Source organism: Shewanella sp. AS1 (genome assembly GCF_021412565.1).
Classification (GTDB): domain Bacteria; phylum Pseudomonadota; class Gammaproteobacteria; order Enterobacterales; family Shewanellaceae; genus Shewanella.
In genome coordinates, this window is the sequence record NZ_JAKCLJ010000001.1 from 513795 (window position 1) to 525874 (window position 12080).

At 48.4% G+C, this 12080-nt stretch carries 12 protein-coding genes; 3 read left to right on the forward strand and 9 right to left on the reverse strand.

The window, feature by feature from the left end; all coding sequences use genetic code 11:
* The first annotated feature begins 191 nt into the window (after window positions 1-191).
* On the forward strand, window positions 192-1133 hold the full coding sequence (locus tag LZP69_RS02365) for a LysR family transcriptional regulator (RefSeq protein ID WP_234198573.1): 942 nt from the start codon (window positions 192-194) through the stop codon (window positions 1131-1133).
* A gap of 1176 nt (window positions 1134-2309) precedes the next feature.
* On the opposite strand, the gene LZP69_RS02370 is transcribed toward LZP69_RS02365, so the two are convergent.
* The 8 genes from LZP69_RS02370 to LZP69_RS02405 all read right to left on the reverse strand — a co-directional run bounded on the left by LZP69_RS02370 (window position 2310) and on the right by LZP69_RS02405 (window position 9370).
* The gene (locus LZP69_RS02370) at window positions 2310-4160 is read right to left on the reverse strand and encodes a DUF885 domain-containing protein (RefSeq protein ID WP_234198574.1); all 1851 of its coding nucleotides are present in this window, start codon (window positions 4158-4160) and stop codon (window positions 2310-2312) included.
* Window positions 4161-4313: 153 nt separating this feature from the next.
* Window positions 4314-5453, reverse strand: a complete 1140-nt coding sequence (gene hemW, locus LZP69_RS02375) for a radical SAM family heme chaperone HemW (RefSeq protein ID WP_234198575.1) — start codon at window positions 5451-5453, stop codon at window positions 4314-4316.
* Window positions 5453-6055 (reverse strand): RdgB/HAM1 family non-canonical purine NTP pyrophosphatase, encoded by a 603-nt coding sequence (gene rdgB / locus LZP69_RS02380; protein ID WP_234198576.1) that lies wholly within the window; start codon window positions 6053-6055, stop codon window positions 5453-5455. Before rdgB ends, hemW begins: the two co-directional genes overlap by 1 nt.
* 161 nt (window positions 6056-6216) lie before the next feature.
* Window positions 6217-6651, reverse strand: a complete 435-nt coding sequence (locus LZP69_RS02385) for a DUF4426 domain-containing protein (protein ID WP_234198577.1) — start codon at window positions 6649-6651, stop codon at window positions 6217-6219.
* A gap of 93 nt (window positions 6652-6744) precedes the next feature.
* Entirely contained in the window at window positions 6745-7044 is a 300-nt protein-coding gene (gene yggU / locus LZP69_RS02390; RefSeq protein WP_234198578.1) for a DUF167 family protein YggU, read from the reverse strand.
* Window positions 7044-7592 carry a YggT family protein gene (locus tag LZP69_RS02395; RefSeq protein ID WP_234198579.1) on the reverse strand — a complete coding sequence of 183 codons (549 nt, stop codon included), beginning with the start codon at window positions 7590-7592 and terminating at the stop codon, window positions 7044-7046. Before LZP69_RS02395 ends, yggU begins: the two co-directional genes overlap by 1 nt.
* A gap of 78 nt (window positions 7593-7670) precedes the next feature.
* Window positions 7671-8528 (reverse strand): pyrroline-5-carboxylate reductase, encoded by an 858-nt coding sequence (proC, locus tag LZP69_RS02400; protein WP_234198580.1) that lies wholly within the window; start codon window positions 8526-8528, stop codon window positions 7671-7673.
* A 143-nt stretch (window positions 8529-8671) separates the two neighbouring features.
* Window positions 8672-9370, reverse strand: coding sequence for a YggS family pyridoxal phosphate-dependent enzyme (locus tag LZP69_RS02405; RefSeq protein ID WP_234198581.1), 699 nt, complete (start codon window positions 9368-9370; stop codon window positions 8672-8674).
* A 35-nt stretch (window positions 9371-9405) separates the two neighbouring features.
* Between LZP69_RS02405 and LZP69_RS02410 the strand changes: the two genes are divergently transcribed.
* Both LZP69_RS02410 and LZP69_RS02415 read left to right on the forward strand, forming a co-directional pair.
* Complete coding sequence (locus tag LZP69_RS02410; RefSeq protein ID WP_234198582.1) at window positions 9406-10443, forward strand: type IV pilus twitching motility protein PilT; 1038 nt, start codon at window positions 9406-9408, stop codon at window positions 10441-10443.
* A 12-nt stretch (window positions 10444-10455) separates the two neighbouring features.
* Entirely contained in the window at window positions 10456-11568 is a 1113-nt protein-coding gene (locus tag LZP69_RS02415) for a PilT/PilU family type 4a pilus ATPase (protein WP_234198583.1), read from the forward strand.
* Between the two features lie 82 nt (window positions 11569-11650).
* Here the strand turns inward: LZP69_RS02415 and ruvX are convergent, their stop codons facing one another.
* On the reverse strand, window positions 11651-12067 hold the full coding sequence (gene ruvX, locus LZP69_RS02420; protein ID WP_234198584.1) for a Holliday junction resolvase RuvX: 417 nt from the start codon (window positions 12065-12067) through the stop codon (window positions 11651-11653).
* Between the last annotated feature and the right edge of the window lie 13 nt (window positions 12068-12080).

Below are 12080 nucleotides of genomic sequence, written 5' to 3' on the forward strand. Positions count from 1 at the left end.
TATTTGCAAATATTTGGTATACTTCTGAAAAATAATAATTATGCTGACGAAATTTCTAAAAGAAATGGGTAAACAGCCTGACTCTACTTTTAAACTATTGTTAATTCCTCTGGATGAGGCCAATACTTTGGGCTTATCTAATTGATTTGTGACCAGTATTTATGGGGTCAATAACATCTAAGGTTATATAAATGCTAGAACTTTTAGAACCTATTGCCATTTTTACCCATGTTGCTCGTGCAGGTAGTTTCAGCTCAGCGGCACGTAAGTTGGGAATTTCTAAATCTAAAGTCAGTACCCAGGTGGCGGATCTTGAACATAAGTTAGGCGTTCAACTTATCCAGCGCACCACTCGTAGTTTGAGCCTAACCGAAGCGGGTCAGCTGCTTTATGCTCAAGGTGAAGAGTTACTCAGGGATGCAGAACAAGCTGTTGCCAGCGTCCATAATCTCAACGATGCGACTCGTGGTGTACTGAAAGTGGGAATTTCCCAATCTTTCGGTACCATGCATATCATTCCAGCCTTGCCAGATTTTATGGCCAAGCATCCTGAGCTTGAATTACAGGTAAGCCTGCTCGATCACAAGGTAGATGTTGTCAGTGAGGGGTTAGACTTACTGCTGACTATGTCAGAACAGCTGCCCTTAGGCATGGTTGCCAGACCCTTAATGAAGTGCCAGTTTTTGCTTGCCGCATCGCCTGAGTATGTCGCTAAATATGGAAACCTGGAGCGCCCTGAGCAGTTAGTTGAGCATAACTGTCTGGTTTATCAGGGCGAATGGCATGAACACAGTGTCTGGCAGTTTAAGAAAGGCGATGATTACTGTGAGATAGGGGTTTCAGGTAATTTCAGGGTCGATAGTGCACCGGCATTGAAATCGGCGGCGGTTAGCGGCTTAGGCATAGTCTATCTGGCCAGTTATCTGTTGGAAGATGAGATTGAAGAGGGCACCTTGGTTCCTCTGCTGCCAGAATGGCAGTTAACCAATCATCTGCCACTGCAGGCGGTTTACCCAAGGCGTAAACACTTAGCCCCTAAAGTCAGTGCTTTTATTGACTTCATTAAGGAGCGTATTGGCTCACCTCCTTATTGGGATGAAAAATATGCTGCCCTCTTTGCCCAGCGTAAATAGCTAGCCTATACCAAGTTTTTGAGCGAAAAATAACCAAAAACATTTGTGATAATCTTGTTTGAAATGTCAAAAATCTGAAAACATTATTTTATTTGTAGGACAATAAGGCTGCTATGGATGTGGCCTTATTTTTATCCAAACTTATCAGTGCCTTGGGGTTTTAGTTTTGACTAATTTAGTGGGTGGTTATTTACTGTTCGTTTTGATGCTTGGTGATTTTGGTTGCGGTTTGTTCTGAATTTAATACAATTGATGGCGTTGATTTCGGGACGTTTGAAGACCCCTAAATGGCTCAGGAATGACCCCTCCTAGAGACGTTTATTTCAAAGCAGCTATAAGCTGACTCGATTCAATGCTAGCGGCGATTTAAAAATTAGAACAAAGCTAGCACCAAAACCACTACCCTAGTTTTGGTTAACCCCAGCATTTATGCTGGGGTTATTTTTTGTCTGTTATTGAGCAATCTAGCTCTCGTCGCTCTAGCTTTCACCAATTGACTCGCATCGAGAGGCTTAAAGCGCCAGAGATGAAAAATCCAACGCAAGCGTTGGATTTTTGCTGTGCTCCACCCAGTATCTATTCTTGGCAGAGCGGATAAATAGTTAGGCTTTTTTCTTAATACTGCTTAGCTTAAATTGCTTAGCCTAAAGTGCTTAGCTCTAATGTATTTATCCTAAATTTATTTTTGAGTGTGTTATCTGGTTATCGGCCTGGGATTAATCCTACTGATTGCTTCTTGGCTATCTTCTGTGCTCTTTTTTCTTTAGCAGATAACAGGGGCTTCTTCTTAGCCTCTTTCTTACTGTCGTGATTCTTACTCATATCTAGTTACCTCGTTTCAATATTGAATTAGACCTAAAGTCAGTTTGAGCTAACCTGAGGGTGGTGCAGAGGCAAGGTTAAATATTAACCGCTGCATCCTACGAGCAGAGTATGCGCTTAATTTTTGTGAAGTAAATAGCAAAACCAGGCGGGATGAAAATATATTTTTCACCCCCTTATTCCCCCTAATGCAGCAAATAAATTTGCTTTAAATCAGGAGGGTGTTTTTGTCTTGGCGCGGCTTGGTCGCTGGGAGAAAGTAAAAATAGAGCATAAAAAAGAGCATGGCTAGACCCATGCTCTTTTGGTAATTGGCTAGGGCTCAACTGAAGCCCGTTTAGCGCTTTTGAAAGATCAGGCCTGATTTGCCCAGGTTAAGATCTGCTCTTCCAAGGTGTTGAGCGGTAAGGGGCCATTTTTTAATAGCAAGGTATGGAACTCCCCAAGATCAAACTTATCGCCCATGATGCTTTGCGCCTGCTGTCTGAGTTGCAGAATTTTCAGCATGCCCACTTTATAGGCGGTAGCCTGGGATGGCATGACTATGTGCCTTTCAACCATCTTTATCGCATCTGACTTAGCATTAGGGGTATTGTTGACATAGTACTCAATTCCCTGTTCGCGAGTCCATTTCTTGGCATGTATCCCAGTATCGACGACCAGGCGGCATGAGCGCCATAGCTCCATGGCCAGACGACCAAAATCGGCATAGGGATCCTCATAGAGTCCCATCTCTTTAGGGAGGTATTCACTGTAGAGCCCCCAGCCCTCTATATAGGCTGTGTAGCCACCAAAACGCCTAAATTTAGGAATATCTTTCAGTTCCTGGGCTATGGCTATCTGCATGTGATGGCCGGGGATCCCCTCGTGATAGGCTAAGGCTTCCATCTGATATTTGGGCATGGCCTCCATATCATAGAGGTTTGCATAGTAGATACCTGGACGAGAACCATCGGGTGAGGGGGCATTGTAGAAAGCTTTACCTGCCGATTTTTCTCTGAAAGGCTCGACCGCTTTGACCACTATGCCGGCCTCTGGCTTGACATTAAATACCTCGTCTAATCGCGATGACATGGTATTGATCAGCGCTTTGGCATCGAGAAGATACTGATTCTTGCCAGTCTCAGTGCTTGGGTAATAGAATTGTTTATCCTCGCGCATAAATTTAAAGAAGGCTTGCAGGTCGCCCTTAAAGCCCACTTTATCCATGATGGCGCGCATCTCCTGATGAATACGAGCGACTTCATTTAATCCAAGCTGGTGGATCTCATCGGCGCTCATCTTAGTGGTTGTAGTGCGCTCAAGAGCATTGTTGTAAAAGGTTTCACCCTCTTTGAATTTCCAAACACCATCACGGGTATCGGCGCGTTGCTCCAGCGTGTCCAGGTAGCTAATCAGCCCATCATAAGCGGGTTTTACCTGGGATGTGAGTGCCTGTTTAGCCTGCGCTAATAGTGCATCTTTCTCTGAGCTGTCCAGCTTAAGTTGCTCGATTTTTCGTTTGAAATCGGCCCAGATAGCACTGTCTTGTTCGGCTGTGAAAGGCGCGCCGTGAATAATGTTGCGGCTATCGGATTTTACATAGGCAAACACAAACTTGGGGGCAATAATTCCTGCCTGAGCTCGCTCTTCAAGAGCGCCTTGCAGTTGCTTAAGGTATTTGGGCACGCCGTTTAGGCGGCTGATATAGGCCTTGGCATCATCGATATTGGCAATTTGATGCTGGTTGATCAGAAAGGATGGGATCATAGAGTGACCGCCATACATCTGGTTTACCGGGTAGCTATAGAGTCGCCACTGATAATCATCAATACTGTCATTGAGTGCTTGCAGCAGCAGGTCGTAGCTCAGCTGTGTCTGAGGATCCAGTTGCTTGGGATCGATCTGCTGCAGGCGACTAAGCTGCTCCTTATTTCGCTCAAGCTCAGCTTCATCGGCCGCCTTGCCTATGTCGTCCCATTTATCATAATCGACCTTGATCCCAAGTTGCGTCTGCATCCTGGGACTGGCCATCACGTTTTCCATAAACAGTGTTTCAAACAGCTGATTTGCCTTAGCCGATTCTTGCTCTGTGGCATCTTGCTTGACTGTCGCCACGGCGGTAGAGCTGTTAAGTACCGGGGCGTTGCCATTGGCTTGAGCCGGATGGGTTAAGATGAATGATAGCGCGAGGGCGGTGAGAGAGCGTTTTGTTGTTAGTGCCATTAGTTGTTTCCTATATGTTAATGGCCATATCCTAATAAAAGTTAGGCGATAAGCACTAGCGCTAAGTGTTAGAAAATGTGTCACAAAGTGTATCTGAGCCCCTGATGTCAGAGGCTCAGATACCAGAGGCTCAGATATCAGGAGCTGGTGGGATTAATCGCAAAACTGGGCGAGAATTTCGTTAACGAACATATTGCCCTTAGGGGTTAACTGCCAGGCGTCATGGTGGATCACGACTAGCCCTTTATCGGCGGCGAGTGCCATACCATGCTCTAAAGAGCTGCTGGGCAGACCGGTTCTCTGTTCAAACTCAGTCTTTGGAATAGGAGACATCAGGCGCAGCCGGTTCATCAGATATTCCAGGGCTCTCTCATCTTCGGCCACTTCTGTTTGTTCGAACAGATAATCTTCGGCCGCTAGATAGCCCTTGGGATGTTTTATCTTGACCGTGCGGACAATGCGCTGCTCGCTTTGCAACGTGATTTTGCCATGGGCGCCGCAGCCTATGCCGAGGTAATCGCCAAACTGCCAATAATTGAGGTTGTGTCGGCACTGATAGCCAGGTTTGGCGTAGGCGGATATCTCATATTGCTCATAACCAAGCTGTGCTAGCCGTTGCTGCCCCTGCTCATAGATCTGCCAAAGTGCTTCGTCATCGGGCAGCTGTGGCGGTTTAGAGTGAAACAGGGTATTGGGCTCAATCGTCAGTTGATACCAGGAAAGATGAGGCGGATTAAGCGAGGCGGCAGTTTCAATATCCTTCATGGCTTCAGTCAGGCTCTGATTGGGCAGGCCGTGCATGAGATCCAGGTTAAAGCTGTTGTAATTTGCCTGACTGGCTTTAGTGGCCGCGACTCTGGCTTCATCTTTATCATGGATACGCCCCAGCAGGTTGAGTTTATCGCTGGAGAAGCTCTGCACGCCAATGGAGAGGCGCGTTATTCCCGCGGCGCGATAATCTGCAAAATCATCATGTTCCAGTGTGCCCGGATTGGCTTCCATGGTGATCTCGATATCATCCATAAAGGCCAATTGCTGCTTTACGCCATCGAGCAGACGTTTTATCTGTGAGGCGGCAAACAGGGACGGAGTGCCGCCGCCGATAAAGATCGAATGCAGCGCTCGCCCCTGAGCATAATGGGCATCCTTGGCGAGATCATTAAGCAGGGCATCGACATAGGCTTGCTGTGGCAGCTCGCCATGCTGTCCATGGGAGTTAAAATCACAATAGGGGCACTTTTGAACGCACCAAGGGATGTGAATATAGAGGCTTAGGGGCGGCAGTGTCAGCATTAACCTAATACACCTTTGGCTTTGAGTTGCGCGAGTAATAGCTGCATCGCTTTGCCGCGATGGCTCAGGGCATTCTTCTCATCGCTGCTAAGCTCGGCGGCGCTGCAGCTATGATTTTCTGGGATAAAGATAGGATCATAGCCATGGCCGTTATCGCCTCTGGCCTCAAAGCCGATAGTGCCTTCCCATGAGGCCTGGCTGATAATTGGGGTCGGATCGGCGCTGTGGCGCATATAGACGAGAACACATTGAAAACGGCCATGGCGCGGCGCTGGATTTTCTTTTAAGGCTTCGAGCAATTTCAGGTAGTTATCTTGGTCTTTAGCATTTTCACCGGCATAGCGGGCAGAGTAGATCCCAGGTGCCCCTTGCAGCAGATCCACTTCCAAACCTGAGTCATCGGCGATGGCGGGTAGCCCTGTGACCTGTGCGGCATGGCGAGCCTTAATGATGGCATTTTCCACAAAGGTGGTTCCCGTTTCAGGCACTTCCTGCACATTCAATTGGCTCTGGGGTAGCACCTCAATACCAAATTCTGACAGGATTTCTGAAAACTCTTTTAATTTTCCCTTGTTACCACTGGCCAATACTATGTTGTTCATCCGGATAGTCCGCTGTAAAAAATATGGGGCTAATGATAACTAAGCTCTGGGGGAAACGGTAGGGGAATGCGATAGGAAAAGCGGTGGGGCTCGGGATAAGTCCGCTCTGCCTAGGGGCTTAGTGCCAGCGACAAGGCAGAGTCTGTTAAGGGGGTTCTAAATCAGTCGACGTAAAACTTTTGCTTAAAATTCAGCTGAGTATTAAGCGTCTTGCCAGATTTTATCGCTATCTGGAAATTGATCTCCTGGTCATCACGGTAGGGCACTTCAGCGATATAGTAGATGGCATCTCCTTCACGAATTTCCCGGAAAACGAGATCGACTCTGGCATCCAGCAGGTTGTTGGCAATGCCTGATATCTCGACAGGAATGGCGGGTTTTCCCTCCTTACTTGTGTCGATAACCGAGATATTAAGCAGCCCGCTGTAGCTGCTGCGCTGTATGCCATAGGATTTGGCAATACTCGGGGTGATAAAGGTGCTGCCGATGGCGATATAGTGAATGTCAAAGTTGCCAACGCTTTGCTTCTGCTCGGCAAAGGCCGCTGGCGTACTTACAAGAAACAGTAACAGGGCACAAATAAGAGGGCGTAACATGTTGAACTCCTAGGCTAGAAGATTGCGCTTAGCTTTTTACATCAGTAATAAACATTAGTATAGCTATTAACTTAGGGGGGAGGATAGCCGTCCTTATTCGGACTTAGGCAGCAAGAGTTTTATCTCATCGGGGATCTGTTGGGGCGAGATAATTTTCACCTGTTTATGACGCCCCAGTTCCCCTTTTTCGATGATCACCTGGCTCTTGGGTACCTTAAACTGCTTGGCAAGATATTTACTCAGGTGAGCATTGGCCTTGCCATCTATTGGGGGCGCCGTTATCGCCACCTTTAACTCATCGCCATGGGGACCGACTATCTGGTCCCGGCTGGCTTTAGGTTGAATATAGAGTCTGAGGAGTAGATCCTCTTCCTGTTTAACGACTGCCGTCATTAAACATTGGCCCAGAATGGCACATACTGGGCGAGCAGAATATTCACAAAGTTAAGGATAATCATCATCACCAACAAAGAGAGATCCAGACCGCCCATAGGGGGGATGATGCGACGAATAGGCGATAAAAAAGGCTCGGTAAGCTGGGCCATCACCATCTCGATGGGATTATGGCCTTGGCTGACCCAACTGAGAATGGCGCGCAGGATCAACATCCAGAACAGCAGCACACCGGCCTGTTTACAGACAGACACCACGGCGACCAGTAGAATCGTTGGCAGATTAATTGCCGCGCCTGCAATCAAGCTTAGTACCACAAATTTAACCACAACCACCAGAAGTGCGAGTACCACAGAGGCGGTATCCAAGGCGCCCATGGCAGGCAGTACCCGTCGCATTGGGCCGACAATCGGGTGGGTGGCTTTTACGACAAACTGACTGAAAGGATTATAAAAATCGGCTCTGGCCAGCTGTAGCCAGATGCGGATAATGACAACCATCAGGTATAGGTCAAATAGGGTGTTCACTAAAAAGCTTAATGCGTTCATTGTGTCTCTCTGCTTTTGGATCTAGCTACTTATGGATCTAGACATTAGGGTATCGACATGCGCTATGTCGTTTCCAGGTTAAAACTGCTTAGCCATCTCTTGTGCTCGCGCCATACAGTTATGCATGGCTTGCCTGACGATAGTGCGTAGCCCCGCATCTTCGAAAGTGGCTAGCGCCTGAGCCGTAGTGCCGCCTTTAGAGGTGACATTCTCCCTCAGTTGTCCCGCTGACAACTGTTGGTTTTCCTTAACCATGTGGGCGGCGCCAAGTGCTGCTTGCTGCACTAATGCGCGGGCGGTGGCCTCATCAACACCATCTTGCTTGGCACTGTCTATCATAGCCTCCATCATAAGGAAAAAATAGGCAGGAGAGCTACCCGCAAGGGCGATAACTTGATTTAAATCATCTTCTTTTGCGACCCAAAGCACCTCGCCGCCGGTTTGCATTATCTGCTCGCACAGGGCTTTGTCGCTGTCGGATACCGAAGATTCGGCATAGAGGCCTGTCATGCCATAGCCAATCTGAGTCGGGGTATTTGGCATGGTGCGAATAAGTTTGATCGGCTGATTAAAGAAATCATGGTAACGCTTAGCCGTGACTCCGGCGGCGATTGTGATGATAAGTTTGTCTGCCAGGTCGAGCACGCTGAGGGCTTCACACACCTGCTGCATCAACTGAGGCTTGACGCTGAGGACAACAATATCCGCTTCCTTGGCAGCGGCCAGATTATCGTGGGAAACCTGAATGCCAAGGTCTTGCTGTAATGCGATAAGTTTGGCTTCACTGGGGTTGGTGGCATGGATTAGCGTCTTGGGATAGCCGCTGGCCACTAAGCCGCTGGCAATGCTACGGGTCATGTTGCCCGCGCCGATAAAACAGATTTTTTGCTTGGCGGTTGTGGTCTTAGCTTCTTGGGATATCGCTTCCTGAGTCATAGGGCCCTCAATGATTATTCTTTAAGTGTTTTATTTTAGTGTTTTTGTTTGAGTCTAAGTCTAAGTCTTTTTTGTATATCTGGGCAGTAGCGCAAATTACAAGGTGTGGCGAGTTCACTCTTGCCCAGTGTGTAGAGTAAAGATTAATTGGGATAATCCCGCTCGCCAAAAATGGCACTGCCAATTCGCACCAGGGTCGAGCCTGCGGCGATTGCCAGCTCAAGATCGTTACTCATTCCCATCGACAGGGTATCGAGCTGTGGATATTGACTTTTTAGCTGCAAAAACAGGGCGTGCATCTCGCCCAGTTCCTGCCGCTGAATCGCTTCATCCTCGGTTGCCGTTGGAATCGCCATCAAGCCTCGCAGTTTGAGATTGGGCAGCTGACTGATGGCAGCCGCCAAAGGGGCAATTTCATCGATACTGACACCGGATTTGCTCGCCTCATTACTGATATTGACCTGTATACACACATTAAGCGGAGCCAAGTGTGCAGGGCGCTGCTCGTTTAATCGCTGGGCAACTTTCTCCCGGCTTAAGGTGTGTAGCCAATCGAAATGCTCGGCGATAATGCGGGTCTTGTTGGACTGCAAGGGGCCGATGAAATGCCACTCGATATCGGGACAATCCGCCTTTAAGGCTAAAATTTTGCTCTCGCCTTCCTGAACATAATTTTCACCAAAAAAACGTTGCCCCGCGTCGTAGGCTGCCATGATCTGCTCAACCGGTTTGGTCTTGCTAACCGCTAAAAGTTTGATTTCATCTTGATTACGTGATGAATTTTGCACCGCTTGAGCGATTCTATGGTGGGCGTTAGTGAGTCTGTCTGCTATTGTTGTCATGGTGTCATAATTTGGTTAATTGGATATCCCATACTATGGAAATCACAGAGTTACTTGCCTTTAGTGTAAAACACAACGCATCGGATCTACACCTTTCTGCTGGCGTACCGCCTATGATACGTGTCGATGGCGAAGTCAGAAAGATCAATGTTCCAGCATTGGATCATCAGGGTGTGCATAGTCTTGTTTATGACATCATGAATGATAAACAACGTAAAGATTATGAAGAGCACCTGGAGATAGATTTCTCTTTTGAAGTGCCCAATTTAGCGCGCTTTCGTGTTAACGCCTATAACCAGTCTCGCGGCGCTGCGGCTGTGTTTCGTACCATTCCCAGCGAGATTTTAAGCTTGGAGAAACTGGGGGCGCCTGAGATCTTCAAGAAGATTGCCAGTTACCCCCGCGGTTTGGTGTTGGTTACCGGCCCGACCGGTTCGGGTAAGAGTACCACCTTGGCTGGCATGATAGATTATGTGAATGAGCATCGTCACGACCATATTCTGACCATCGAAGACCCTATCGAATTTGTGCATCAAAATAAGCAGTGCCTTATCAACCAAAGGGAAGTGCATCGTCATACCCATAGCTTTAATGCCGCGCTGCGAAGCGCACTGCGTGAAGACCCGGATGTGATCTTGGTGGGTGAGATGCGTGACCTTGAAACCATACGTCTAGCGATGACAGCGGCGGAAACCGGTCACTTGGTATTTGGCACCTTGCATACCACTTCGGCGGCGAAAACCATCGACCGTGTGGTCGACGTGTTCCCAGAAGGGGAAAAGAGTATGGTGCGTACCATGTTGTCAGAGTCGCTGCAGGCGGTTATTTCCCAGACCCTTATTAAGAAGGTCGGCGGCGGCCGTGTGGCGGCCCATGAGATCATGATGGGCACCCCGGCGATTCGTAACCTTATTCGTGAGGATAAAGTGGCCCAGATGTATTCGGCCATTCAGACGGGTATGGCTCACGGCATGCAGACCTTAGATCAGTGTTTGCAGAACCTGGTTAATCGCGGCCTCATCACCCGTGAAGATGCAATGGCTAAGAGTTCGAATAAGAACGCGAGTTTTTAGAGGGTTTTTATTATGGAAGTGGCTCCATTTTTAAAAGTAATGGTCGAGCGCAAGGCATCGGATCTGTTTATCACAGCAGGTTTTCCGCCCAGCGCCAAGATCGATGGCGAGGTAAAACCCCTTGCCGAAAACCCCTTTACGCCGGCTCAGTCGTTGCAGTTTGTCGAAGCCTTGATGACAGATGCTCAGCGTAAAGAGTTCCATGAAAGCCGTGAATGTAACTTTGCCTACGGCGCCAAAGGCTTGGGGCGTTTTCGTGTCAGTGCCTTCTGGCAGCGTGAGTCGCCAGGCTGCGTGATGCGCCGCATCGAGACTAAGATCCCCGAGGTGGAGGAGCTGTTTTTGCCGCCCATACTCAAGGACTTAGTGATGAGCAAGCGTGGACTTATCATCATGGTTGGGGGAACGGGTACGGGTAAGTCGACCTCGCTAGCCGCGCTGGTGGGTTATCGAAATAATCATGCTCGCGGGCATATTCTGACCATCGAAGATCCGGTGGAATTTGTCCATGATCATCGCAAGAGCATTATTACTCAGCGTGAAGTGGGTATAGATACTGAGTCTTTCGATGCGGCGCTGAAAAGTTCTTTGCGTCAGGCGCCCGATGTGATCCTCATCGGTGAGATCCGTAGCCAGGAAACCATGGAGTTCGCCCTGTCGTTTGCCGAAACCGGTCACCTCTGTATGGCAACACTGCACGCCAATAACGCCAACCAGGCGTTGGATCGTATCATGCACTTAGTGCCTGAGAGCAAGCATCAGCAGTTGCTGTTTGACTTATCTTTAAACCTGCGTGGGATTGTGGCCCAGCAGCTGGTGCCCAAGAGTGATGGCAGCGGTCGACGTGCCGCCATTGAGGTGCTGATCAATACTCCGCGTGTTGCCAGTATTATTCAGAAAAATGAGCTACATCTGCTTAAAGAAACCATGGCTAAATCGAACGAGCAGGGGATGCAGACCTTCGACCAGGCGCTGCTGAAACTCTATATCGATGGTGAGATAAGCTACGCTGATGCGCTGCATCACGCCGACTCGCCAAACGATCTGCGTCTGATGATCAAGTTGCAGAGCAAAGAGGCGGCAAGCTCTGGCTTTATGGAAGGGGTGACGTTGGATTTGGATTAATTTTTCCAACCGCATAAAGCTAAAAAAAACCGATAATCATTTATCGGTTTTTTTATGTCTGCTGTTTGAGTCAGGCTTAAATTTAATACAGGTTTTCGAAATAGCTCTCTATGATAAGCACGGCCGACATCGAATCCACTTGCCCCTTGGTAAGTGCCTTATAGCCACCCATCTCAAACAGTCTTGCTTTGGCATCGGCTGTGGTGAGCCTTTCATCCTGGGTGTGGATTTTTATCCCGAAACGGCCATTGATGCGGTTGGCAAATTTACGGGCTCTCTGGGTCATCTCCTGCTCAGTGCCATCCATATTCAGCGGCAGGCCAACGACGATAAGATCCGGTTGCCACTCGTTAATCAGTACCTCAATCTCCTCCCATCTAGGAATGCCATCTGTGGCCTTGAGCGAAGTGAGTGGGTTGGCGCTACCTGTGAGCTGCTGTCCTATGGCGACACCTATGCTTTTAGTGCCGTAATCAAAACCTAATACTGTAAGACTCATCTATGATTCCTGC

Bases quoted from the DNA above. Each gene is read 5' to 3' on its own strand.
- LZP69_RS02365 (WP_234198573.1), top strand. From the start codon at position 192: ATGCTAGAACTTTTAGAACCTATTGCCATTTTTACCCATGTTGCTCGT.
- LZP69_RS02370 (WP_234198574.1), bottom strand. From the start codon at position 4,160: ATGGCACTAACAACAAAACGCTCTCTCACCGCCCTCGCGCTATCATTC.
- hemW (WP_234198575.1), bottom strand. From the start codon at position 5,453: ATGCTGACACTGCCGCCCCTAAGCCTCTATATTCACATCCCTTGGTGC.
- rdgB (WP_234198576.1), bottom strand. From the start codon at position 6,055: ATGAACAACATAGTATTGGCCAGTGGTAACAAGGGAAAATTAAAAGAG.
- LZP69_RS02385 (WP_234198577.1), bottom strand. From the start codon at position 6,651: ATGTTACGCCCTCTTATTTGTGCCCTGTTACTGTTTCTTGTAAGTACG.
- yggU (WP_234198578.1), bottom strand. From the start codon at position 7,044: ATGACGGCAGTCGTTAAACAGGAAGAGGATCTACTCCTCAGACTCTAT.
- LZP69_RS02395 (WP_234198579.1), bottom strand. From the start codon at position 7,592: ATGAACGCATTAAGCTTTTTAGTGAACACCCTATTTGACCTATACCTG.
- proC (WP_234198580.1), bottom strand. From the start codon at position 8,528: ATGACTCAGGAAGCGATATCCCAAGAAGCTAAGACCACAACCGCCAAG.
- LZP69_RS02405 (WP_234198581.1), bottom strand. From the start codon at position 9,370: ATGACAACAATAGCAGACAGACTCACTAACGCCCACCATAGAATCGCT.
- LZP69_RS02410 (WP_234198582.1), top strand. From the start codon at position 9,406: ATGGAAATCACAGAGTTACTTGCCTTTAGTGTAAAACACAACGCATCG.
- LZP69_RS02415 (WP_234198583.1), top strand. From the start codon at position 10,456: ATGGAAGTGGCTCCATTTTTAAAAGTAATGGTCGAGCGCAAGGCATCG.
- ruvX (WP_234198584.1), bottom strand. From the start codon at position 12,067: ATGAGTCTTACAGTATTAGGTTTTGATTACGGCACTAAAAGCATAGGT.